Source organism: Variovorax sp. SRS16 (assembly GCF_901827165.1).
In the GTDB taxonomy this organism is placed as follows: Bacteria; Pseudomonadota; Gammaproteobacteria; order Burkholderiales; family Burkholderiaceae_C; genus Variovorax.
In genome coordinates this window covers 3,836,634-3,860,875 of the sequence record NZ_LR594666.1, presented here as the reverse complement: position 1 = coordinate 3,860,875, position 24,242 = coordinate 3,836,634, and the positions used below count along the sequence as shown (strand labels likewise).

Below are 24,242 nucleotides of genomic sequence, written 5' to 3'. Positions count from 1 at the left end.
GGCGCCGCTCTTCGACGGCAAGCCGCTGGTGGCGGCGCTGTTCCTGCCTTCGCCGGGCTCGGTGTTCGACACCTTCCTGATGCTGATGAAGAACGGCTACCGGGGCAAGACGCTGGCCTGCCACCTGGGCATCAGCCTGATGCGCTTCGGCCTCGCCTTCGTGCTGACCGTGCTGGTGGCCGTGCCGCTCGGCCTCTGGATGGGCATGAACGAGACCGTGAAGGCGGTGCTCGACCCGCCGATCGAGATCACGCGCCCGATGCCCAAGCTCGCGCTGCTGCCGTTGCTGATCATCTGGTTCGGCATCGGCGAGGTGGCCAAGGTGGTGATCATCGTGCTGGCGCTGTTCCCGATCCTGTCGATCAGCGCGATGCAGGCGGTGCGCGGCGTGGGCCTGCGCAAGGTGCAGGCCGCGATGGCGCTCGGCGCCTCGCGCAGCATGATCTTCCGGCGCGTGATCTTTCCGGCCAGCCTGCCGGGCATCTTCACCAGCATCCGCGTCAGCATCGGCCTGGGCGTGACCATGCTGGTCGGCGTGCTGATCATGGCGATCCTGGGCTATTCGCTCGACCTGATCGCCCGCGCGCTGGAGAACCGGATCGTGCACTGGGGCGGAAAGGAAGGTTGAGACGATGACGACGATGCAGTTGCCCAAGCAGGGCGTTCCCTGGGCCGAACTGGAGCCCCAGCTGAAGGCCGCCGGCGAGAAGGACGTGGCCTGGCGCGATGGCCGGGCGCCGGCCTTCGTGCACTACGCGGGCGACGACGTGCTGGAGGTCGCGAAGAAGGCCTGCCTGATGTACTTCTCGGAGAACGGCCTCGGGCTGCGCGCCTTCCACGGCCTGGCGAAGTTCGAATCCGAGGTGGTGGCGATGGGCCTCGGCCTGCTGCACGGCAGCGAGGCCGCGCGCGGCGCGATGACCACCGGTGGCACCGAGAGCATTTTCCTGGCGGTGAAGGCGGCGCGCGATGCGGCGCGCGAGCGGGGTGCGGGCAAGAGCACCCCGCGCATCGTGCTGCCCTACAGCGCGCACCCGGCCTTCGACTTCAGCGTGCCGGGCGTGCGCTCGATCTCGGCCGACCTGCACAAGTACGGCTATGCGGCCAAGGGCGCCTCGACAACTGGCCGCGCGGCCAGTACATGACGAACACGCTGGTCGGCACGCGCGCGGGCGGCGCCATCGCCTCGGCCTGGGCGGTCATGAACTACCTGGGCGAGGACGGCTACTTGCGCATCACCGAGCGCGTGCTGGCGACACGCCGCGCCATCGAGGCCGGCGTGCAGAAGTTGGGCATGCACACGCTCGGTCGGCCCGAGCTGTCGATCGTCGCCTACGGTTCCGAGCGGCACGACATCGGCGCGGTGGGGCAGGGCCTGCTCCAGCGCGGCTGGCTGACCGGCTACGTCACGAAACCCGCGGGCATCCACCTGATGCTGAACCTCACGCACGAGCCGGTGGTCGGGCGTTACCTCGAAGACCTCGCGGCCTCGATCGCCGAGGCCGGCGGCACGGGTGGCCATACGCCGGTGGCCGCGGTCTACTGACTTTCCGGGACCGAGCGCCCTTTCGGGGTCTTCCCGGATGGCCCGGCGGCGCCTTCCGCGGTTCAATATGACATCGATACCATTTTTCCGCGTGCCAAGCCCTTGCCAATGACGAACTCCCGCTCTCTCGACCTGATCACCATGGGCCGCACCATCGTCGACGTCTACGGCGATCAGGTCGGCGCACGTCTGGAAGACGTGTCCACCTTCTCGCGCTACGTCGGCGGCTGTCCCGCCAACATCGCGATCGGCACCTCGCGGCTGGGCCTGCGGGTCGGTCACGTCACCCGCGTGGGCAACGATCACAACGGCCGCTTCCTGCGCGAGAGCCTGCAGCGAGAGGGCGTCGATACAGCCTGCGTCGTGACCGACCGCGAGCGCCTGACCGCGGTGGCCTTCCTCGGGATCCGCGACAAGGAGACCTTCCCGCTGCTGCACTACCGCGAGAACTGCGCCGACATGGCCATCTCGCCCCAGGACTATTCGGCGGACTACATCGGCGGCGCGCGCGCGCTGCTGGTGTCGGGCTCCCACCTGACGACGACCCATGCCGCCGGCAACATCGGCGCGGCCATCGGGCATGCCAAGGCGCGCGGCACCCAGGTCGTCTTCGACATCGACTACCGGCCCGTGTTCTGGGGCCTGGTCGGCAGGGACGGCGGCGAAAGCCGCTATGTCGACTCGGACGCGGTCACGCGCGCCAGCCAGCGCTACCTGCCCGACTGCGACCTGGTGGTGGGCACCGAGGAGGAGATTCACATCGCCGGCGGTGACATCGATACCATCCGGGCGCTGCGCAAGGTCCGTGCATTGACCCGGGCGCCGATCGTGCTCAAGCGCGGCGCCGCCGGCTGCGCGGTGTTTCCCGGTCCCATCCCGGCGTCGATCGAGGACGGCATCGTCGGTCCGGGCTTTCAGGTCGAGGTGTTCAATGTGCTGGGAGCGGGCGACGGCTTCCTGTCCGGCTTCCTTTCCGGCTGGCTGCGCGACATGCCGTGGCCCGAGTGCTGCCGGCGCGGCAATGCCACCGGCGCACTGGTCGTGTCGCGCCACGGATGCTCGCCGGCTTCGCCGACGGCGATCGAACTCGAGTGGTTCCTGGCCGGCGGCCAGCACGACCACGCGCTGCACCGCAGCGAGGAATTGGCCTACCTGCACCGCGCGACCACGCGGCGGGCCCGGCCGTCGCCGGTGCTGGTGATGGCGGCCGACCACGTCGCGCCTTTCGAGTCGCTGCCGCGCGCGCCCGGCCGCAGCATCGCCCGTCTCAAGACCCTGATCGCCGAGGTCGCCTTGCGGCTCGCGCCGCGGCATCCGCGGCTGGGCGTGCTCTTCGATGATGTCGAGGGCGAAGACGCGCTGCTGCGCATCGGCGCCGACATCGCATGGGTCGGCCGCAAGATCGAGCACACCGGTCCGGCGCCGCTGCGGCTGCGCGACGACCTGCCGGCGGCGGTGCTGCTGTCGCGCTGGCCGCGCCACCAGATCGTCAAGTGCCTGGTGCCGCGCGAGGACGCAGCCGCACGGGAATTGCAGAACGAACGGCTGCGCGAGCTCTATCAGGCGACCTCGATGTACGAGATGGAGCTGCTGCTGGAACTCGTTCATCCCGACACCGAGGCCGACGCCCGGTCGGTGGTGCAACGCATCCGCGCCATCCAGGCGCTCGGCGTCAAGCCCGACTGGTGGAAGCTGCCTGCATTCACCGACCCGTCGGCCTGGGAAGCGATCGAGGCGGCGATCCGGCACGACAACGCCATGTGCCGCGGCATCCTGCTGCTGGGCGGCGGCCGCACGCGCGATGACCTGCTGGCGGCGCTGGCGGCGAGCCGCGGCCGTCCGTTCATCCAGGGCTTCGCGGTCGGCCGCACGCTCTTCATGGCGCCGGCCGCGGCATGGCTGGCCGGCACTTCGGACGACGCGGCGTTCGAGCGCGATCTCGCGGCAGGCTACGAACAGCTCGCGGCCGCATGGCTCGGCGCTGCCGTGGAGCCGGCTGCCGGATAGGAAAGGATCGTCATGAATGCACCCTCGACCTTGCGGATGCGGGCCATCCGCGTCGGCTCCGTGCTGTGCCTGCTGGCCCTGTGGTGGCTTGCCACCGGCCCGGCGGGCTGGGTCGACGGCACGCGCTTTCCCGATCCGCAGACTTTCCTCGCGTCCCTGCGGCAGATCAGCTTCGGCAACTATGCCGGCGGCGACCTGGCGCGCCACGTGCTCACCAGCAGCTGGCTGGTGGCACGCGGCTTCCTGCTCGCGGTCGCGATCGGGCTCGGCCTGGGTTTCGCGATGTCCCTGTCGGCGTTCTGGCGCGACTTCCTGTCGCCGATCTTCAACTTCGTGCGGCCGGTGCCGCCGCTGGCCTGGATTCCGCTCGCCCTGCTGTGGTTCGGGCTCGGCGACAACTCGAAGCTCTTCGTGATGGCGCTCGCGGCTTCCATTCCGCTGGTGATCAACACGATGACCGGCGTCGAGCAGATCGACCGCACGCTGCTGGCCGCCGCGCGCGTCAACGGCGCGCGCGGCTGGACCTGGCTGCGGCACGTGATCTTCCCGGGCGCGATGCCGCACATCATGATCGGCCTCCGGCTGGCGCTGCAGACCTCGTGGACCGTGATCGTCGCCGCCGAGCTGCTCGGCGCCATCTGGGGCGTCGGCAAGGTGCTGACCGCCGCCAAGGACGACGTCTACCCGGGGATGATCCTGGTCGGCATGGCCACCGTCGCGGTGCTCGGCATGCTCAGCAGTGCGCTGCTGGGCTGGATCGAAAGGCGGGTGATGCCGTGGAGCACGCGTTGAGCGCGCCCGCGTCCGGCGCCGGGCAGCGGACGGCGCGGCGGCATCGGGCCGCCATGATCGCCGCCGACGTGCCGCCGCGGCGCTGGATCGGCCTGCTCGGCATCGCCGCGTTCATCGCGGCCTGGCAGCTCGCGGCGGTGCGCATCGGCGATGCGAGCACGCTCGCCACGCCCTTCGCCGTGCTGTCCGGCTTCGTGTCGATGCTGCACGAGCCCTTCGCCGGCAGCACGCTGCAGGGCCACCTGCTGGCGAGCCTCGGGCGCTTCGGCTCGGGCTTCGGGTTGAGCGTGGCCGTGGGCATTCCTCTGGGGTTGTCGATGGGCTGGTTCAAGGGCCTCGATGCGGCCGTGCAGCCGGCGTTCAACGTGCTGCGCTTCATCGCGCCGATCGCCTGGGTGCCGTTCGCCGTCCTGTGGTTCGGCACCGGCTTCGGCGGCCCGGTGCTGATCATCTTCGCCGGCGCCTTCCCGGCCTGCGTGATCGGCGCCTATGGCGGCGCGCGGCTGGTCGACGTCAAGCTGCTCGAGGCCGCACGCATGCTCGGCGCGCGCAACCTGCGCATCCTGCTCGAAGTGATCCTGCCGAGCGCGATGCCGGCCGTGGTGTCGGCGCTGCGCGTGGCCGCCGGCAACGCCTGGCAGTCGCTGGTCGGCGCCGAGCTGATCGTCGCGGCCTCGGGGGTCGCCTACATCATGGTCCGCGGCCAGATGAACCGGACCATCGTCATCGTCCTGGTCGGCATGCTTGCCATCGGCCTGGTCGGTCTGCTGCTCGACTGGCTGTTCCGGCGGTTCGAGCGCTTCGTTCAACGGCGACTGGGCGCAGTCGCCGGCTGAAACCGCACCCGGGTGCCGGCACCGCGGGAATCTTCACATCCTCCAAAGAAAGATCGACATGAGACAACAGACCCGACTTCAGCGCTTCCTCGTCGCCGGCCGCGTCGCCGCCGCCGCACTGGCCCTCGCCGCGCTCGCCGGCAACGCGCTCGCGGCCGAGCCGCAGGCCGTCAACGTGAGCTACCAGGTCACCATCCACGGCGTTCCGCTTCAGCTCGCCGACGACGCCGGCTGGTGGGCCGATGCCGGCCTCAAGCCCGGCAACATGACCTCCTTCACGGCCGGTGCGCAGCAGGTCGCAGCCATTCCGTCGAAGACCTGGGACATCGGCCTGTTGGGCGGCCCGCCGGCCCTGCTCGGCGCGGCGCGCTTCAACCTGCAGTCGGTACTGATCCTGATCGACGACTCGCGCGCCAACGGCGTCGTCGCGCGCGAGAAGGATTTCGCGGCCATCAAGGCCGATCCGGTCAAGGCGCTCACGGGCAAGCAATACCTGGTGCCGGCCAACTCGACCTCCGACTACGCAGCCCAGTCCTGCTTTGCCAAGCTGGGGCTGAAGGGCGGCGACCTGCAGGCGGTCAACATCGCGCCGGGCGCCATCGTCGATGCCTTCAAGGGCAGCGACATTCCGGTGGCCGCCATCTGGTATCCGCACTTCGCGCGGCTGGAGAGCAACGGCGGCAAGCTGCTGTGCAACGGCAAGGACGCCGGCGCCATGGTCACGGCCAACATGGTGGTGCGCCCCGAATACCTGAAGGACAACCTGGACACCGTCGCGCGCTTCGCCGCGATGTACCTGCGCGGCATGAACGTCATGCGCAACGACCGCGCCAAGACGCTGGCGGCGATGAAGAAGTTCTACGACAAGGGCGGCGTCGTGCTGTCGCCGGACGAGATGACCGGCGAGGTCGAGACGCGCGACTACTGGAACCTGGCCGAGCAGCTCAAGGCCTTCGATCGCAGCGGCGGACCCTCGATGATCGACAAGGAGAGCACGCGGCTGGCCGAGTTCTTCAAGACCGCCGGCACGATTCCCAGCGTGCCCGACGCCAAGACCTACATCAATCCGGCCGTGCTCGACTACATCGAGAAGAATCCCAAGCTGAAGGCCTTCGCCGAAGGCAAGCCCGGCAAACCGTGAGCGCCTCGTGAGCTTCTACGACGACAAGACCATCCTCGTCACCGGCGGCGCCGGCGGCATCGGCATCGAGACTGCACGCGTGTTCCTCGAAGCCGGTGCGCGCGTGCGGCTGGCCGACATGTCGGCCGACGCGCTGGAGCGTGCGCTCGCCGCACTCGGTGGCGGCGAACGGCTGCACACGCAGCTGAACAACCTGGCCGACCACGCGGCCTGCGTGCGTGCGCTCGAGGACGGCGGCATGCCCTACGCGGTGGTGCACCTCGCGGGCCTGTCGCTGCCCGACCTCGACGACCTGGAGGATCTCTCGCGCTTCGATGCCACCATGGCGGCCAACGTGCGCAACGGCTATCAGCTCGGCCGCCTGTTCCACGAACGCTGCGGCGCCGGCGCCGCGCTGCCCGCGCGCCTGGTCTACGCGGCTTCGCTCGCCTACCGTCGCGGCGGCCTCGACCGCATCGCCTACTCGGCGGCCAAGGGCGCGATCGCCGGCATGGTGCGCGCGATGACGCGTCGCTTCGCCCCCATCGTGCACGTCAACGCGGTCGCGCCGGGGATCATCCTGACGCCGATGACCACCGCCCTGATCGGCGACCGCGGCGACAAGCTGATGAACGAGATCCCGATCCGGCGCTTCGCGCAGCCGCGCGAGGTGGCGACCGTGATCGAGTTCCTGTGCGGACCCGCATCGAGCTACGTCAACGGCCAGATCATCAACGTCGACGGCGGGACGGTGCATTCGTGAACACGGGCGGCGACAGCCTCCGCGGCCTGGCCTGCCTGGTCACCGGCGGCGCACAGGGCATCGGCCTGGCGAGCGCCATGGCATGCGCGCGGCATGGCGCCTCGGTGGCGCTGCTCGACCTCGATGCGACCCACGCCGAACGCAGCGCGCGGGTGCTGGCAGATCGCTTCGGCGTCGCCACTGCGTCGGCACAGGCGGACGTCGCGGACGCTGCCGCGGTCGAGGCCGCCGTCGCCGCGTGCAGTGCGGCGCTCGGGCGCATCGACGTGCTGGTCAACTGTGCCGGCATCATGACGCCGCGCCTGGCGCCGGTCGCCACCATGCCGATCGAGGACGTGCAGAAGATGTTCGACGTGCACGTGCGCGGCGCCTTCCTGTGCAGCCGGGCGGTGATTCCGGGCATGACGGCACGGGGCTTCGGACGCATCGTCAACATCTCTTCGGTACTCGGCCTCCTGGGCCTGCCGTTCCGCAGCGGCTATGCCATTGCCAAGCACGCCATCAACGGCTTCACGCGCTCGCTGGCGGTCGAGGTTGCGCGCGCCGGCATCACCGTCAACGCGGTGGCGCCGGGCTACATCCTCACCGAGACGCTGCAGGCGCGGCTCGACGCCGGCATGCTCGACTACGCGCGCTACGCCGACCGCGCGCCGGCCGGCCGCTGGGGCCTGCCGGAGGAGGTCGGGCACGCGATCGCCTTCCTCGCGCTGCCGGCCTCCGGCTTCATCACCGGCGCCGTGATCCCGGTCGACGGCGGCTACACCATGCGCGGCGATCCGGGCGAGGCGATCGGCGAGGCGCAGGACGCGGCAGCGCTGGCCGGCGTTCGGGCGCTGTTCGCCACGGCGGGAACGGCCATGTCATGAGCACGATCCGCACCGCCATCCACGCCGCCGTGTGGGGCCCTGACTGGCGCGCCGGGGCAATCGGTCCGACGCTGGACGACGCCGCGGCCATCGGCTACGACCACGTGGTCGTTCCGCTGCGCCGCTTCGAGGACATCGATGCGCCGGCGCTCGCGCGCGCCTTCGCCGCCCGCGGCCTCGAGGCGATGAACACCTGCGGCCTGTCGCCCGACAAGGACATCGGCGATGCCGATGCCGCGGTGCGTGCGCGCGGCGTGGCCCACCTGAAGCAGGCCATCGGCCTGGCGCGCGACATGGGATCGCACCAGATCGGCGGCGTGCTCTACGGGCCGATCCACAAGGCGGCCCGCCCGCTGGCGGCGGACGCCTTCCTGCGCGCGGCCGAAAGCCTGCACGAAGTGGCCGGACATGCACAAGCGGCCGGCGTGCGACTGGCGCTCGAAGTGGTGAACCGGTACGAGACGCCGCTGATGTACAACACGCGCCGCGGCCTGGAGTTTCTTGCGGCCGTCGACCATGACAACGTGTTCCTGCATCTCGATACCTTCCACATGAGCATCGACGAATCCGATCCCCTGGCGATGATCGAGGCCGCGCTGCCGCGGCTGGCCTACCTGGAGCTCGACCAGAGCCATCGCGGCGACGCGTTCGAAGGATCGCTCGATCTCGCCGCCTGGGCGCGCCATGCGGCGGCGCTCGGTTACGCCGGCATCGTCGGCGTCGAGGCCTTCTCGCGCCAGCTGCTGGCGCCCGACCATGCCGACGGCCTCGCGGTCTGGGAGGAGCGTTTCGACGACGGGCGCCGCGTGGCGGAGAACTTCATGCGCGTCATCCGCGACGGATTCGGCGCATGAGCAAGCCCAAGCGCTCGCTGACCATGCGCGACGTCGGGCGCCATGCCGGCGTGTCGCCGATCACCGTGTCGCGGGCCCTGGCCAACCACGCCTCGGTGACGGCCGAGACGCGCGCGGCGGTGCAGCGGGCCGCGGCCGAGCTCGGCTACGTGCCCGACTTCACGGCGCGGGCGCTGTCGCGCCGCGGCAGCAAGCTGGTGGCGCTGCTGCTGCCCAACATCGCCAACTCGGTGTTTGCCGAGACCATCCACGGCATCAACGACGTGCTCAGCGAGAGCGGCTTCTCGCTCATCATCGCCCACAGCGGCTACGACGCCGAGCGCGAAGAGGAACTGATCCGCGGGCTGCTCGGCTACCGGCCCGACGCCGTGATCCTGACCGGCTTCACGCACACGCGCGCCACCCGCACGCTGCTGCGCCGCATCGGCATGCCCGTGGTCGAGACCTGGAACATCGGGCCGGAGCCGATCGACCTCGCCGTCGGCTTCTCCAACTTCCAGGCCGGACGCGACATGACGCGCTACCTGATCTCGAAGGGCCACACGCGCCTGGCCTATCACGGCGGCACGCAGACCGACAACGAACGCACGCGCAGTCGCGAGGAAGGTTTTCGCCAGGCGCTCGCCGAAGCCAGCCTGCCGGCGACCGAGGCGTGGATCCGCTCCGCGCCGATGGAGCTGGAGAGCGGGGCGGAACTGGCACAGGAAATCCACGCGCTGCCGCCGGGAAGGAAGCGGCCGCAGGCCATCTTCATCGCCAGCGACATGATCGCCGCCGGCTTCGTGCTCGAAGCCGCGCGCCTCGGACTGCGCGTACCGCAGGACATCGCAGTGGCCGGCTTCGACGATACGCCGCTGGGGCGCGCGATCAGCCCGGCGCTGACCACCGTTCACGTGCGGCAGCGCGAGATCGGGCGTTGCACGGCCGAATTGGCGCTGCGCAAATTGCGCGGCGAGAAGATCGATCAGCCGGTGATCGATCTCGGCTTCTCGATCATTCCGCGCGACAGCGCCTGAGCGCGCCCAACCAGGAGACATCCGTCCATGAGCGACATCCGTTTCAGCAAGGTGGAGCGCGTATTCACGCGCAACGGCACGGCCAGCGCGGTGCTCAAGGACATCGACCTCCACATTCCGAACCAGCAGTTCGTCGCCATCGTCGGTCCCTCCGGCTGCGGCAAGACGACGATGCTGCGCCTCGCGGCGGGCCTCGATGCGCCGACCGCAGGCCGCGTGACCGTCGGCGACACCGAGGTCGACGGACCGGGGCCCGACCGCGCAGTGGTGTTCCAGCAGTTCGCGCTCTTTCCGTGGAAAACCGTGGCCGAGAACATCGGCTTCGGCCTGCGCTGCAAGGGCATGGCGAACGCAGAGCGCGCCGAACGCGTGCGGCACTATGTCGAGCTGATGAGCCTGCAGGGCAGGGAGGACGCCTATCCGCACCAGTTGTCGGGCGGCATGCAGCAACGGGTGGCGATTGCCCGCAGCTACGCGCTGGAGCCGCAGGTGCTGCTGATGGACGAGCCATTCGGTGCGCTCGATGCGCAGACCCGGACCGTGATGCAGGAGGAGCTGCTTCGCCTGTGCGCCATGGCGCCGCGCACGGTGCTGTTCATCACGCATGCGGTGGAGGAGGCGGTCTACCTTGCCGACCGCGTGGTGGTGATGAGCCGCAACGCAGGCGCCATCGTCGCCGACATCGACATCGCGGACACGCGCAGGGCACAGGGCTGGGCGCAGCACCGCCGTATCGAGGACGTCATGGATCTGCCCAGCTTCGTCGACTTCCGGGCGCGGATCTGGAAGCTGCTGCGTGAGCAGGACTTCCAGACCATCGCCTCTGCCATGGCCTGAGGCGGACGCCCCGAAGGGCCAGCGCTATCGCCCCGCGCGACCGCCTTGCAGCGCGGGCACGCCCAGCTCGGTTTCCTCCGGTTCGGGCGAACGCCCGATCAGCCACGCGCAGGCCGCCGACACCGCCCCCGCGAACACCACGTACCAGCAGATCTGCCACGGATCGCCGCCGCCCGACTTGAGCAGCGCGGTCGCGATGATCGGCGTGATGCCCGAAGCGAAGATGCCCGAGAACTGGTAGACGAAGGAGATGCCGGTGTAGCGCACCTTGGCATCGAAGAGATCGCAGAACAGCGCCGCCTCGGGCGCATAGATCGCCGCATACAGGATGCCGAAGGGCACGACGATCGCCAGCCAGACCAGCAGCACGTTGCCGCCGCTGTGCGTCATCAGCCAGAAGCCGGGGAAGGCCGACAGCGCGGTGATGATCGAGCCCCACATGTAGACCCGCGGACGGCCGTGCCGGTCCGACATGCGGCCGAAGTAGGGAATGGTGAAGCACATCACCACGGCCGCGGCCATCACGCCCAGCAGCGCGTCGGTGCGGCTGAGCTTGAGCGTGCTGGTGAGGTAGTTGATCGAGAACACCGCGAACACGTTGAAGAAGACGCCGTCGATGTAGCGTGCGCCCATGCCCTTCAGGATGTTGCCGGGATAGCGCCGCAGCATGTCCATGAACGGAATGCGCAGTTCGGCGTTGCGCGCCTTCAGGGCCGAGAACTCCGGCGTCTCCTGCACGCGCAGGCGGATGTACATGCCGACCCCCACCATCACGCCCGACAGCAGGAAGGCGATGCGCCAGCCCCAGGCCAGGAACTGCGCGTCGGTCAGCAGCGAGGACAGCAGGGCGACCACGCCCGAGGCCAGGCACAGGCCGATGGCCAACCCGACCTGCGGCAGCGAGGCATAGAAGCCGCGCTTGGCCTTGGGCGCGTACTCGTAGGCCATCAGCACCGCGCCGCCCCATTCGCCGCCCAGGCCGATGCCCTGCGCCACGCGCAGCAGCAGCAGCAGCAGCGGTGCCGCGACGCCGATCTGCGCGTAGGTCGGCAAGAGCCCGATGAGGAAGGTCGAGACGCCCATGATCATGAGCGTCATGATCAGCATGCTCTTGCGCCCGATGCGGTCGCCGAAGTGGCCGAAGATCACGCCGCCCAGGGGCCGCGTCACGAAGCCGACCGCGAAGGTGGTGTAGGCCAGCAAGGTCGACACCACCGGATCGCTGCCGGGGAAGTAGAGCTTGTTGAAGACGATGCCGGCCACCACCCCGTAGAGGAAGAAGTCGTACCACTCGATGGTGGCGCCCACGATCGCCGACAGGACGACCCTGCGGATCACTTTCTCGTCGATTGCACTCATGCGTTGTCTCCAGTGAAGTGTCGTTGTTGTGAAGCGCCTCGCGGGCTCCGGTTCTCTCTCTCTCGCAAATCAATGGCCGTTCGCAGCGTCCTCGCGAATCATGTCGACCGCCTTCTCGGCCATCATCACGGCCGGCGCGTTGGTGTTGCCCGAGACCAGCGTCGGCATCGCCGAGCAGTCGATCACGCGCAGGCCGCCGATGCCGTGCACGCGCAGCCGCGCGTCGACCACGGCCAGCGGGTCGCTGCCCATGCGGCAGGTGCCGGTCGGATGGAAGATGGTGGCGCCGCTGTCGCGGCAGAAGGCGAGCAGTTCTTCGTCGCTGCCCGCGTCCGGCCCGGGCTTGACCTCGCGCTTGACGTAGGGCCGCATCGCGGGCGCGTTGGCGATCGCGCGCGCCGCCTTCACGCCGGCGACGGTGGTCGCGCGGTCGAGTTCGGTCGCCAGGTAGTTGGGCTGCATCTCGGGCGGCTCGAAGGGGTCGAGCGAGCGGATGCGGATATGGCCGCGCGACTCCGGCCTGAGCTGGCAGACCGAGAAGGTGAAGCCCGAGTACGGATGCACCTTGCCGCCCGCCATGTCGGCCGACAGCGTGGCGACATGGAACTGGATGTCGGGCGTCGCCGCCACCGGCTGGCCCTGCGCATCCTTGAGCGCGCGCATGAAGCAGCCGCCCTGGTTGATGCCGACCGCGAGCGGACCGGTGCGGTGCAGCAGCCATTCGATGCCGAGCTTCGCCTGGCCGACCCACGAATTGAGCTGGTCGTTGGTGGTGATCGGCTTGGTGCACTCGTAGCCGAGCCGGATCTGCAGATGGTCCTGCAGGTTCTCGCCGACGCCCGGCAGGTCGTGCAGCACCGCGACGCCGCGCGCCTCGAGCAGTGCACGCGGCCCGATGCCCGAGAGCTGCAGCAATTGCGGCGACTGGATCGAGCCGGCCGCGAGCAGCACTTCGGCATTGCAGCGCGCGGTCTTCATCTCGCCGCCTTGCCTGTAGCGCACGCCGACCGCACGCCGGCCTTCGAACACGAGGCCGGCCGCGAAAGCGTCGGTCTCGATGCGCAGGTTGCGCCGGTGCCTGGCCGGCACGAGATAGGCCTTGGCCGTGCTGCAGCGCCAGCCCTTGAAGGTGGTGAGCTGGTAGTAGCCGGCGCCTTCCTGCGCGGCGCCGTTGAAGTCGTCGGTGCGTGGCACGCCGATCTGCTGTGCGCCGTCGATGAAGGCCTCGATCAGCTCGTGCTTCGCGGCGATGTCCGAGACCCTCAGCGGCCCGGCCACGCCATGGTATGCGCTGCCGACGCGCTGATTGCCTTCGGACTTGATGAAGTAAGGCAGCACGTCCTCATAGCCCCAGCCGGCATTGCCGAGCGCGGCCCAGTGGTCGTAGTCCTCGCGCTGGCCGCGGATGTAGATCAGGCCGTTGATCGCGCTCGAGCCGCCCAGCGTCTTGCCGCGCGGCCAGTAGATGCGGCGGCCGTTCATGTTCGGATCGGGATCGGTCTCGAAGCGCCAGTTGTAGGTGGCGCTCCACATCGTCTTGCCATAGCCGATCGGCAGGTGGATCCACAGCGAGCGGTCGGCCGGCCCGGCCTCCAGCAACAACACGCGCGTGCCCGGGTCTTCGCTCAGCCGGCCGGCCAGCACGCAGCCGGCGGAACCGGCACCCACGACGATGTAGTCGAACGCTTCACTCATTCAGAAGAACCCCGGCAATGGAACAATCGCTGTCGTTGGATCGAGTGGCCGCATCGTAGGTCATGTATTTTCGGAACACAATGTTCCACTTTAGAGGTTTACCCGTATGACGCGTTCCGCGCGCTCCGCTGCCGCCGTGCTTTCCCAGGCGCCCACGTCGCCGCCCGAAGAGTCCGCTTCGGGCTCGTCGGCCGAGCGCAGCCTGCGCCTGCTGGCGCTCCTGGCCAACGAGGGCCGCGCGCTGTCACTGGCCGATCTGGCCGCGCGGCTGTCGCTGCCCAAGGGCACCGCGCATCGCATCTGCGCGCAGCTGCTGGCCGGCGGCTTCCTGGCGCGCGACGTGGACGAGCGTTCGTTCAGCGTCGGGCCGGCGCTGCGGCAGCTGGCCTTCGACACGCTGAACCATGGCGTGGTGCGCGGGCTGCGGCACGAGGTGCTGGCCGAGCTCGTGCGGCAGGTCGGCGAGACCTGCAACTTCACCACCATCGACGGCGTGCAGGTGCTCTACCTCGACCGCGTCGAGGCGCAATGGCCCCTGCGGCTCACGCTCGATGTCGGCTCGCACGTGCCGCTGCATTGCACGGCCAGCGGCAAGCTCTTTCTGGCGCGGCTGCCGCCTGCCGAGCGCGATGCGTTGATCGAGCGCATCACGCTCACGCGCATGACGGCCAACACCATCACCTCGGCCGCCAAGCTGCGCGCCGAGTGCGATGCGATCGCGAAGCAGGGCTATTCGTGCGACCGCGAGGAGTTCATCGCCGGGCTGATCGCGGTGGCGGTGCCGGTGGCCGCCGCGTCGGGTGAGGTCCGCGCCGCGATCGCGGTGCATGCGCCGACGGCGCGCATGACATTGGATGATGCGGTGGAGCGTATCGATGCGCTGCGTAGTGCGGCTGCGCGGATGTCGGGGTTGCTGTAAAGGGCTGCTGAACGCGATCCGCGAACCTGGTTGAATGCATCCGGCTTATTGGTTCGCCTGCGCTCGGCCTGGGTTGGCCTGCAGAGCGGCCTAAGGGGCCAAGCGCTCTTCGCGAGCAGAGTTACCTCGCCTCAACGTGTTTTCCTAGCGATTCAAGGAAATTTGCTTGCCATTTATCCTCATGGATGAAATTTGCCAAACATCGTTTTTCTCAAGAATTGCGCTTAAATTCGCGGCATCTCTGGTTCCCTTGATTGAGGCGTTGAATTCGGCATGGCCACTGGAGCCGGAAAATCTTATCGAGTAACCAAAATAATCCAAAGACATAGTCAAATTTTCTCCAAATCTATTTTTGATATACGGAGAAGATTTGATAGAAGAGTCGAGTGTTCGATATGCATCGCTTGTTATGGCAAAACAATAACCGATGACTGATGATGCCAGCAAAACAATCAGTACTACGCATGTCCAGATCTTGATGTTTCGCATCTTATTGTCCTGCCCTGTAGAGAGTTGCTTCTGCTCCAGCAGAACCCCCTCCATGAAATCCCCAACTGTTGCCGACGCTCCATGAGGGAGCAATACCACCGTAGTTTTGATTGGACGGCGCAATGGAGATACCATCTCCGCTCGAAGGATCAATTACCTGAATTGACCGTGTCGCATAATTGTTGTTTGTTCCTAAATTCCCGTTGATCGCGCCTTGAAATGGGCCAATGTTACCGCCAGCCCAGGCAAACAAACCGAGCCCCACGCCGGCATGACATGTCTTGGCACTGTCGCCGCCAGGTCGCCCTCCGTTTATATCAAAGCTAGCTCCGCCGCCTACACCGAGGCCAAATCTTCCGGTGGCGAACAGTCCACCGGTGTCTGGATCTCGACCAAAAATAATACCCCCGCCCAGTGGTGCATAACCCTCGAAGGTTATCGCCCATAGACCAAGCGGATCTTTTTTTGTCCATGGATTTCCATCGACATAGGAGAACAAGTTTAAACCTCCCAATTCTTCGATAGGATCCCTGTTCAACCACCGCCCTCGCTGCGGGTCATATCCTCGGTACACCGCAAGATTCAACCCGCTCGACCCGTGCCCGAACAACCCGGCAAACGCGAAGTCGGTATCGAGATCGCCACCTACCTTGTTCCTACCACCATACGGTTCGAAGTCGTATCGTGCTCTCGTCCTGCCGCCCGCATCAACCAGTTGCCGCACGCTGCCCAGCGAGTCGGAGATATAGCGAAAGGGAACGCCATCCTGCACCACCCCCTGGGCAAAATACCGTTTGCTCACCGGCGCCCCCGCCTTCATGTTGTCGCGCTCCAGGCAGCGTTCGAGCCCGCACCATAGATAGGACCTGTCGGCCACCACGACACCCTCTTGCCGATCGATGATGCGCACGAGCCGGCTCTGGCCGTCATAGACAAAGCTGCTGTCGGTGTTGTTGACGGTGTGGCTGACCAGCCGGTTCGCGGCGTCCCATCCGTATGTCGCGGCGCCGAGCCTCAGCGGGTTGCCGCCGGCATCGTAGGTTCCTGCGTTCAGGGCATTGGTCGCGGTGACATCCAGATCTCGGACGATGCCATTGCCGTTCATCGAAACCAGGTTCGACGCCTTGTCGTAGCCATATGCATACGAGGCAAGGATCGGCGCGTCGGGTATGTTCAATGCGCTGCTTGCGGCGATCAATCGATCCGTGTCGTCGTAGCGATAGCGGGTCAGGCGCGCATTCGGGTTCGGCGCAGGGAGTGTCACAACAACCCCGCCGCCGGGTGCAGCCGAACCGCTACCCTCACCACAACTGACCATCAGCGCAAAGTGTCATCAGTGGCATGCCGATCGCGGCTCTCAATGGACCGTTGTGAGTTTTCCATCTGCAAATTCGAAGGTCAGGCCTTCGAGCAAGATTGCCCCCGTTGCAGGATCTTGCTTCAGCAACGTTGATCCCACGGGGCGGCTTCGCACAAATGTGTCCAGCCTACGCTCGACTTCATCTTTCGTCATGCCCTGCCACTGGTGCTCAAGAAGACTTGATAGGAGTTTGAAGTGTTCGTTTGACGAGGCCAAACTCGCGTCTAGATACGTATGGCTGACTCCTTGATCAAGCACTCTGTAGGACAAGCCCGCGCAGACGCACGCCAACAAAATTGCAGCAAGGCGCCAACTAGCAAGGCCGGTCATTTGCCAACTCCAAGCGCGCGACCAGCGAAGTCACGACATTGATTCGAGGACCACGGCGTCCAGCTGTATTTGGGTCGGCTGACACTCTTCGCATAGTCCTCCGCATATTTGTTGATCTTTTTCTCATCCGCGTCCGCCTCGCACGTCAAGCCGGTCTTCGTGTGGTCACCCGCTCGTTCTGACAAGGCCTTGCGCAAAGCGTCCATCGACTTCGGGGTCGGCTGACCGGTACGAGGATCAATTTGCAAATCGGGAACTAGCACACGCCTGACGTTTCCATCGTCCTTTGGTCTCTTGTCGCCGATCACCAGAGGATCAGTCGGAGCGTACCTGCCGTATTCATAGTATCTCGTGGCCCCTTGAGAGTCGTAGCTCAAGATGCCGTCATGACCACCTAGATTCGTGGACGAGAACCCGAAACCCGTATCGATGGGATAGTCGGGGAAGCTGACGATGCAGCCCGCAAGCCCCTCAGGATCGATATCGTCTATCGGATTCCCATGCAAATATGCGTACAAATTGAGCCCGCCCGCCTCGCCAATAGGATCCCGATTCAACCAACGCCCACGCTGGGCGTCATAGCTCCGGTACACCGCAAGATCCAGCCCGCTTAGCGTGTGTTCGAACAACCCGGCAAACGCGAAGTCTGCATCGACATCGCCACTCATCTTGTTCCTATCGCCATACGGCCCGTAGTTATAGCGCGCCCTGACCCTGCCGTTCGCATCGACCAACTGCCGCACGCTGCCCGGCGAGTCGGAGATATAGCGAAAGGGAACGCCATCCTGCACCACCCCCTGGGCAAAATACCGTTTGCTCACCGGCGCCCCCGCCTTCATGTTGTCGCGCTCCAGGCAGCGTTCGAGCCCGCACCATAGATAGGACCTGTCGGCCACCACGACACCCTCTTGCCGATCGATGATGCGCACGAGCCGGCTCTGGCCGTCATAGACAAAGCTGCTGTCGGTGTTGTTGACGGTGTGGCTGACCAGCCGGTTCGCGGCGTCCCATCCGTATGTCGCGGCGCCGAGCTTCAGCGGGTTGCCGCCGGCATCGTAGGTTCCTGCGCTCAGGGCATTGGTCGCGGTGACATCCAGATCTCGGACGATGCCATTGCCGTTCATCGACACCAGGTTCGACGCCTTGTCGTAGCCATATGCATACGAGGCAAGGATCGGCGCGCCGGGTACGTTCAATGCGCTGCTTGCGGCGATCAATCGATCCGTGTCGTCGTAGCGATACCGGGTCAGGCGCGCATTCGGGTTCGGCGCAGGCGTGATGCCGCTCGTACCGCCGTTCGCACCCGCACCACTCGTCGTGCCGGGCCCGGCTTCCGCGTCGGCGCTGTTGGCCGTGGCAGCGCCATTGTTCGTGCCCGAACTGTTGCTCGTCCCATCGCTGCCGCTCGCTCCGCTGCCCCAGTTCACGCCGCCCGTGGAGCCACCGTTGCCGCCCCCTCCGCAACTGACCATCAGCGCAAGGGCCACCAGCGGCACCCCGATATGCACGGAGCGCCGGTTCGTCGTGCGCCATGTCGCGATTGCGAGGGCCAGTGCGATGAGGAGCGCCGCGAAGGCACCCGGCGCGGCGATCGATGCCAGCCATCGCACGGCCGCAAGCGGCACGCCGCTGTCGCCGGGATCGCCTGCGCCCATCGGCGACAGGGCCGACAGCGTCTCGCCGGGCAGCGCATCGGCAAAGCTCAGAACGTTGTGGTTGGCGTCGTAGGTGTACGCGTAGCTTGCCAGCGGCGCGCCGGTCGCGCTGGTGTAAGCGATCTGCTTGAGCATCTCGTCACCCTGGGGTCCGTAGTAGCGCATCGCCGTCTGCAGGCCGTCGGCGCCCACGATGGCCGAGACCCGATCCGACGCGTCGACATAGCGATAGTCGAAGCGGCCCAGCGCACTCTCGACCGACGCCAGGCGATCGATGGCGTCGAAGCTGCGCTTGTCGGTCGCGCCGTCGACATTTCGCTCGGTCACGCGGCCCAGTGCGTCGTAGGCATAGGCCACCGTATCGGTCAGTCCTGGCTGCCCGGCCACGGGGCTGGTGATCATGGCGAGCTGGTTCGCACCGGGGCTGCCCGCCAGGTTGTAGGCATAGGCGGTGACGCCGTTCGCATCCGTCATCGACACGAGCCGCGGGTAGACGGCGTCATAGGCATAGGTGACGCCGGGCGTCGACGTGCGTGCGCCAAGGTACCCGAGCGAGGCTGGCCTGTCGTCCACGGTGTAGGTCATCGCCCGCGTCTGCCCCTGCGCGTCGGTCACCGATTTCAGCCGTCCGCTCAGGGGTTCGTAGCCGTAGGTCTCGGTGCTGCCATCCGCATGGTGTTTGGCAACGGGGCGGCCCTGCACGTCGATGTCCCAGGAGGTCACGTTGCCCTTGGCATCGGTGATGCTGCGCAAGGTACCGTTCTCGTGGTAGCCGAAGGCGGTCGTCTGCCCGAGCGGATCGGTGATGGAGATGAGCTGCCGATTCGCGTCGTAGGCGTAGCGCGTGATGCGCCCAAGCCGGTCCTTGGAGGCGACGCGATCGAGCTTGTCGTAGGTGTGCTGCGTGGTCGTGCCGTCGGGGTAGCCGATCTGCGTGAGGCGGTCGAGCGCGTCGTACTGGTAAGTCTGCGTGTACCCCTCGGAGCCGGTGCTGCTGGCGACGCGATCGAAGGCGTCGTAGCTCAGGTTCAGGCGCGCGGCGCCCTTGGCGTCGAGCACGGTGAGGAGCCGTCCGGCCTCGTCGTAGACGTAGCGGGTGGTGTTGCCCAGCGGATCGGTCACGCTGACGGGTTGGCCCGCCGCGTTGTAGGCGTAGTGCGTGACCTGACCCGCGGCATCGGTGCGGGAGAGCGGCAGATGCTGGCCGTTGTAAGTGAACGTGGCCAGCGTCGCCGATCCCGCACCGGCGGTGCGCTGCTGCACGGCGAGCAGATCAATGCCGCCATCGGCGTACGAGAACAACGATGTGCGCCCCGCCGGATCGGTGACCGAGACCGGCTTGCCGAACGCGTTGCGATCGAAGCTCGTCAGTTGCGTCGCGCCGCCATCCAGCACGCGCGCGACCTGATTCGGCATGCCCGAGGAGCCCTCGTAATACGACGCGCTCTGCCCCGGATAGAGATTCCACACGCGCCCCTCCAGCGGCGCCTTGGTGCTCTCGGCGATGGGCGAGGTCAGGCCGCTGGGGTCATGCAGCCAATGCGTGAGCCGCGCCGCCGCATAGTTGCCCGCAGCGACCGCATGGGCATGCGGGTCCCAGTGGAAGCTATTGCGGTATTGCAGGTAGATGTTCTGAAGCGATCCATGCATGACCGGCACAGGGGACTCGCTGCCGCCGATGCCCGGCGCGGAATGGCGAAACTCCACGCGCTCCGTGAAACCGAGCGGATCGGTCATCTCCAGGTAGCGGCTGTTGACCGTCATGTCCTGGCCGTAGCGGAAGTGGCTGGTGCCGTACGGCGTCGTCATCGCGTTGACGAGCCCGCCTGCGTCGTAGGTGAAGGACGAGGTGATGCCGATCACGTCGGTGATGGAGGCGAGGCGGCCCTGGCCGTCGTAGCCGAGGTCGGCATGCCGGCCGAACGGGTCGGTGATCCGGGTCACGAGCAGCGGCGACGATGGGGCTTCGTAGGCGAACACCGTGTTCCTGCCGACCGCATCGGTGATCGAGATCAGGCGAAGCTGCGCGTCGTAGTTGAAGGTCGATGCATTGCCGGCCGGATCGACGATCTGCGTGAGGAACATGCGGCGCGGCCGGGTCGTCGCGCCGTCCGCATGAGCGAATACCTGCTTGCTGCCGTCGGGCATGCGCAGCTCGTACGATGACGCCGCGCCCGTGCCCGGAATGCGCGCCAGGATCGATCGGCTCTCACGCTCGGGGCCGAAGGTTCCCGTGGCCCGCGTGTAGGCGCCAGGCAGGTAGTCCAGCGGCCCGAGAGAGCCGCCGCCGGCCACGTGGCGAACGACGCCGATGCCCGGCTGCGCCGGATCGTCCTCGATCCACGAGAGCACGTTCAGGGACCACTTGGGGCTGACGTTGAAGAAGCCGAAGACCGCGGGCTGGCCCGCCTCGCGCTGGTTGTAGCTGAGCCGGACCTGGACCGGCGGCCCCTTGGGCGGCGTGTAGCCGACGGGCGTGTCGTTGAGGTTCAGGCTCACGAGCATGGTCTTGGCATTGACTTCGCACATACGGTCGCAGCTGACGGGATACAGGCCCTTCGATGCCGGCATCGTGTTGCCCGGTTCGTTGTTCGCCGTCTGGCCCATGCCATGGACCCGCCGGGCTTCGTCGACGCTCGCGCTGCGCCAGCCCGCATCCGCGCTCGCCGCGTGCGGCACCAGGAAATAGCCGCTGGATTCCTCGTCGATCGCGGCCCGCGTCAGCCATGCGTCGCCGCTCGCGAAGGTGGGGTCCTGCACGTGGTAGCGGCCGTTCTTCTCTTCGACGATGGCGGCGTAGTGGTGCAACTTCCAGTGCACGACGGAGGGGACAGGGATCGCTTGCCGCGGCGTCCTGAGAACGACCCGATGCGCAAGGCCGACCTTGGCGGCAAGCTGCGATAGCTGGTCCAGGTCGAAGCCCTGCGGTCCGGAGCGCTGGGCGTTCATGAGCGCGATCTTGGCCGGCTGCGCATTCATCGAAGTGAGCAGATTGCGCAGCGCCATCGGGCCACACAGGTAGGCGGTGCCGTAGTCGTTTCGAAAGGACCACAGCCCCTCGCGTGCGCCGGCGATCATCTCCGTCGCGGGACCGCCGACTGCACGATCGCCCATGTCGGAGAACAGGGCATCGAGCTCGGCTGCGTGCCCCAGGCGGGCGTGCATGCGTGCCAGTTCGCCGGCTGCGCGATCGGCCAGGGCCTTTGCCGGTGGCTGCGTCGCGCCGCGCCCGAGCTGCCAGGCCTGCGCCCATGCCGTCATGGCCTTCGAGAAATAGCCCGCGTGGTAGTAGCCGATTCCCAGGTCGGTCAGGAGTGCCATGCGCCAGGCGGAGCGCGGATGGTCGGCAAGGAAGGCGGTCAATGGCCTGGCCGCATCGGCGAAATCGCTGGGCGCGCTTGGCGGCTGCGCGAACCGCGCCAGTGCGGCTTCGAGTGCCGCGTCCTCGGACCGCGAAGTCGGGCCCGTCGCGACCAGCGGTTCCTCCAGACCCGGGACGATCCGCAGCGGGCCCGCGCCGGCGTGCGACACGGCGGCAAGCAGGAGCAGCGCGCCGGACACAGCCCAGCGGCACAAGACACAGAGAGAGTGAGTGAGGAGGCCCCGCGCATGGCGCGGCCGCACCATGGCCGCAGCCGATGAGCTTGTCATGATCCCGTCCCTTGCCCCTTGGGGGCTGTTATTGCGGGCGGATCATATCGACGAAGCTCGAAAGATCAAGCGCTGTTTGGCGCTACGGAAGAATCCGCGGCCGACGAGGCTTCGTCGTCCTCGTCGCCATGCTCGGTCTTGAAGCTTTGCGGCTCGCGTCCGTTCTCGGTCAGCAGTGCACCGTCGCAGTCACTGCAGCTTGATGCCGGCGTTGCGGATCACGGTCTTCCACTTGTCGATCGCCTGCGCGAGGTTCTGCCCGAACTGCTGCGGCGTGCCGCCGACCACCTCCGCGCCGTCTTCCGAGAGGATCTTGCGGAACGATTCCGAGGCCACGATCTTGCCGATCTCCTTGTTCAATCGCTCGACGATCGGCGCCGGCGTGCGGATCGGCACCATCACGCCGTAGAGCGAGGTGGCGTCGAAGCCCGGAATGGTTTCGGCGACGGTCGGCACGTTCGGCATCGCGGGCACGCGCCGCGGACCGCTCACCGCCAGCGCGCGCAGGCGGCCCGCGTCGACATGCTGCTTGATCGACAGGATGGTGCCGAACTTCCAGCTGATCTGGTTGCCCAGCAGGTCGACGGTCGCCTGGGCGTCGCCCTTGTAGGGGATGTGGTTCATCTTCACACCGGCCATCGAACACAGCAGCTCGCCGGCCAGGTGCGTCGCGGTGCCGGTGCCGCCGGAGCCGTAGTTGATCTCGCCGGGATGCGCCTTGGCCAGTGCGATCAGCTCGGCCACGTTCTTCGCCGGCGTCGCCGAATTGACGGCCAGCACGTTGGGGGACACCGCGACCTCGATCACCGGCGCGAAGTCGCGCAGCAGGTCGTAAGGCATGTCGGGCCGCAGCCCGGGATTGATGACGTGGCTCGGCGACACCATCAGCACGGTGTAGCCGTCGGCCGGCGCTTCGGCCACCTGGCGCGTGCCGATGATCGTGCTGCCGCCCGGCACGTTGTCGATCACCACCGGCTTGCCGAGCGCGCCGGTGAGTTTCTCGCTCAGCAGGCGCGCGATGATGTCGTTGGGACCGCCGGGCGGGAAGGGCACGACCAGCCGGATCGGACGATCGGGGTAGGCGGCGAGCGCCGCCGTGCCCAGCGCCGCGAACGCCAGCGCGGCCAGGCAGCGCGCGGGCCGCAATCCGTGCAGGCGCGGCAGTCGGAACTTGATCATGTCTTTGTCTCCTGTCGTTCTTTTTTTCGCGCGCGGGCGGGTCAGCCGCGGGCCGGCCCGATGACGTTGCGCAGCGTGCCGATGCCGATCACCTCGGTTTCCATCACGTCGCCCTGCTGCATGAACTCGGGCGGCACGCGCGCATGGCCGACGCCTTCCGGCGTGCCGCTGGCGATGATGTCGCCCGGCTCCAGCGTCAGCCCGTGCGAGAGCTCCTCGAGGATGCGCGGGATGCGGAAGTACATATGCGAGGTGCTCGACGACTGCTTGACCACGCCGTTGACCCTGCAGGCGATCTTCAGGTCTGCCGGATCGAGCGCATCGGCGGTGACGATCCACGGCCCCATCGGGCAGCTGCCGTCCAGGCTCTTGCCCTTGAACCACTGGTTGCCGTGCTGGCGCTGGATGTCGCGGCCGGTGACGTCGTTGAGCACGGTGTAGCCCCACACGTGGTCCATCGCCGCGGCCTGCGCGATGTTCTTGCCGCGCTTGCCGATGATGACGCCAAGCTCGGCCTCCCAGTCCAGTTTCAGCGTGATCGTGTCGTCGATCGGGATCGGGTCGTAGGGGCCGCCGACCGCGGTGCTGGCCTTGGTGAAGAAGGTCGGGCGATCGGGCAGGTCGACCTTGGCGGCACGCGTCTTGTCGCCTTCCTCGAAGTGCGCGAGGTAGTTCCAGCCGACGCAGAACACGTTCTTGCGCGGCTTCGGGATCGGCGCGAAGAGATGGACGTGGTTGAGCGCGATGCGCTCGTGCGGCTGCGCGAGCACGGCGCGCACCCAGGCGAGGCCGGCGTCGCCGGCCTCGATCAGGCCGAGCAGGGAACTGTTGTCGAAGGGTGCATCGGGAAGGGCGGCGAGGTCGATCACGAAGCGCTCGTCGACGACGACGCCGGGGCGCGGCGCCTTCTGGGCGCTCGATGCAAAGCTGACGAATTTCATGGGAGAAGAAAAGAGAAGAGATGGGAA

At 67.3% G+C, this 24,242-nt stretch carries 21 protein-coding genes; 13 read left to right on the top strand and 8 right to left on the bottom strand.

Annotated elements, in window-relative coordinates:
• The first annotated feature begins 28 nt into the window (after positions 1-28).
• The 12 genes from E5P2_RS18735 to E5P2_RS18680 all read left to right on the top strand — a co-directional run bounded on the left by E5P2_RS18735 (position 29) and on the right by E5P2_RS18680 (position 10,637).
• Positions 29-628 carry an ABC transporter permease gene (locus tag E5P2_RS18735; protein ID WP_162568599.1) on the top strand — a complete coding sequence of 200 codons (600 nt, stop codon included), beginning with the start codon at positions 29-31 and terminating at the stop codon, positions 626-628.
• A gap of 4 nt (positions 629-632) precedes the next feature.
• A complete protein-coding gene (locus tag E5P2_RS18730) occupies positions 633-1,145 on the top strand; it encodes a hypothetical protein (protein ID WP_197908519.1) in 513 nt (170 codons plus the stop codon).
• Positions 1,142-1,546 carry a hypothetical protein gene (locus tag E5P2_RS18725; RefSeq protein ID WP_197908516.1) on the top strand — a complete coding sequence of 135 codons (405 nt, stop codon included), beginning with the start codon at positions 1,142-1,144 and terminating at the stop codon, positions 1,544-1,546. Before E5P2_RS18730 ends, E5P2_RS18725 begins: the two co-directional genes overlap by 4 nt.
• A 108-nt stretch (positions 1,547-1,654) precedes the next feature.
• Positions 1,655-3,553, top strand: a complete 1,899-nt coding sequence (locus E5P2_RS18720) for a bifunctional 5-dehydro-2-deoxygluconokinase/5-dehydro-2-deoxyphosphogluconate aldolase (RefSeq protein ID WP_162568598.1) — start codon at positions 1,655-1,657, stop codon at positions 3,551-3,553.
• A gap of 12 nt (positions 3,554-3,565) precedes the next feature.
• Positions 3,566-4,345 (top strand): ABC transporter permease, encoded by a 780-nt coding sequence (locus E5P2_RS18715; RefSeq protein ID WP_162568597.1) that lies wholly within the window; start codon positions 3,566-3,568, stop codon positions 4,343-4,345.
• Entirely contained in the window at positions 4,342-5,181 is an 840-nt protein-coding gene (locus tag E5P2_RS18710; RefSeq protein ID WP_232080756.1) for an ABC transporter permease, read from the top strand. The genes E5P2_RS18715 and E5P2_RS18710 overlap by 4 nt, the downstream gene beginning before the upstream one ends.
• A gap of 58 nt (positions 5,182-5,239) precedes the next feature.
• The gene (locus E5P2_RS18705) at positions 5,240-6,322 is read left to right on the top strand and encodes an ABC transporter substrate-binding protein (RefSeq protein ID WP_162568596.1); all 1,083 of its coding nucleotides are present in this window, start codon (positions 5,240-5,242) and stop codon (positions 6,320-6,322) included.
• A gap of 7 nt (positions 6,323-6,329) precedes the next feature.
• Positions 6,330-7,064: an SDR family NAD(P)-dependent oxidoreductase gene (locus E5P2_RS18700; RefSeq protein WP_162568595.1), complete on the top strand. Its 735-nt coding sequence runs from the start codon at positions 6,330-6,332 to the stop codon at positions 7,062-7,064.
• On the top strand, positions 7,061-7,930 hold the full coding sequence (locus tag E5P2_RS18695; RefSeq protein ID WP_232080755.1) for an SDR family NAD(P)-dependent oxidoreductase: 870 nt from the start codon (positions 7,061-7,063) through the stop codon (positions 7,928-7,930). The genes E5P2_RS18700 and E5P2_RS18695 overlap by 4 nt, the downstream gene beginning before the upstream one ends.
• Complete coding sequence (locus E5P2_RS18690) at positions 7,927-8,784, top strand: sugar phosphate isomerase/epimerase family protein (RefSeq protein WP_162568594.1); 858 nt, start codon at positions 7,927-7,929, stop codon at positions 8,782-8,784. Before E5P2_RS18695 ends, E5P2_RS18690 begins: the two co-directional genes overlap by 4 nt.
• Positions 8,781-9,800, top strand: a complete 1,020-nt coding sequence (locus tag E5P2_RS18685; protein ID WP_162568593.1) for a LacI family DNA-binding transcriptional regulator — start codon at positions 8,781-8,783, stop codon at positions 9,798-9,800. Before E5P2_RS18690 ends, E5P2_RS18685 begins: the two co-directional genes overlap by 4 nt.
• A 27-nt stretch (positions 9,801-9,827) precedes the next feature.
• The gene (locus tag E5P2_RS18680; protein ID WP_162568592.1) at positions 9,828-10,637 is read left to right on the top strand and encodes an ABC transporter ATP-binding protein; all 810 of its coding nucleotides are present in this window, start codon (positions 9,828-9,830) and stop codon (positions 10,635-10,637) included.
• Positions 10,638-10,661: 24 nt separating this feature from the next.
• Here the strand turns inward: E5P2_RS18680 and E5P2_RS18675 are convergent, their stop codons facing one another.
• Positions 10,662-11,996: an MFS transporter gene (locus E5P2_RS18675; RefSeq protein WP_162568591.1), complete on the bottom strand. Its 1,335-nt coding sequence runs from the start codon at positions 11,994-11,996 to the stop codon at positions 10,662-10,664.
• 69 nt (positions 11,997-12,065) lie between these two features.
• Positions 12,066-13,691, bottom strand: coding sequence for a GMC family oxidoreductase (locus E5P2_RS18670; RefSeq protein ID WP_162568590.1), 1,626 nt, complete (start codon positions 13,689-13,691; stop codon positions 12,066-12,068).
• Between the two features lie 106 nt (positions 13,692-13,797).
• On the opposite strand from E5P2_RS18670, the gene E5P2_RS18665 reads away from it, so the two are divergent.
• Positions 13,798-14,610 carry an IclR family transcriptional regulator gene (locus E5P2_RS18665; protein ID WP_162568589.1) on the top strand — a complete coding sequence of 271 codons (813 nt, stop codon included), beginning with the start codon at positions 13,798-13,800 and terminating at the stop codon, positions 14,608-14,610.
• Between the two features lie 144 nt (positions 14,611-14,754).
• Here E5P2_RS18665 and E5P2_RS18660 read toward each other — a convergent pair whose 3' ends face one another.
• From E5P2_RS18660 to E5P2_RS18635, 6 genes are all read right to left on the bottom strand, one after another.
• A complete protein-coding gene (locus tag E5P2_RS18660) occupies positions 14,755-15,099 on the bottom strand; it encodes a hypothetical protein (RefSeq protein WP_162568588.1) in 345 nt (114 codons plus the stop codon).
• Position 15,100: 1 nt separating this feature from the next.
• Positions 15,101-16,363: an RHS repeat domain-containing protein gene (locus tag E5P2_RS18655; protein WP_162568587.1), complete on the bottom strand. Its 1,263-nt coding sequence runs from the start codon at positions 16,361-16,363 to the stop codon at positions 15,101-15,103.
• 93 nt (positions 16,364-16,456) lie between these two features.
• Positions 16,457-16,789 carry an Imm58 family immunity protein gene (locus tag E5P2_RS18650; protein WP_162568586.1) on the bottom strand — a complete coding sequence of 111 codons (333 nt, stop codon included), beginning with the start codon at positions 16,787-16,789 and terminating at the stop codon, positions 16,457-16,459.
• Entirely contained in the window at positions 16,786-22,095 is a 5,310-nt protein-coding gene (locus tag E5P2_RS18645) for an RHS repeat-associated core domain-containing protein (protein WP_162568585.1), read from the bottom strand. The genes E5P2_RS18650 and E5P2_RS18645 overlap by 4 nt, the downstream gene beginning before the upstream one ends.
• A 189-nt stretch (positions 22,096-22,284) precedes the next feature.
• The gene (locus E5P2_RS18640; RefSeq protein WP_162568584.1) at positions 22,285-23,274 is read right to left on the bottom strand and encodes a tripartite tricarboxylate transporter substrate binding protein; all 990 of its coding nucleotides are present in this window, start codon (positions 23,272-23,274) and stop codon (positions 22,285-22,287) included.
• A 41-nt stretch (positions 23,275-23,315) separates the two neighbouring features.
• The gene (locus E5P2_RS18635) at positions 23,316-24,215 is read right to left on the bottom strand and encodes a fumarylacetoacetate hydrolase family protein (protein WP_162568583.1); all 900 of its coding nucleotides are present in this window, start codon (positions 24,213-24,215) and stop codon (positions 23,316-23,318) included.
• Positions 24,216-24,242 lie beyond the last annotated feature (27 nt).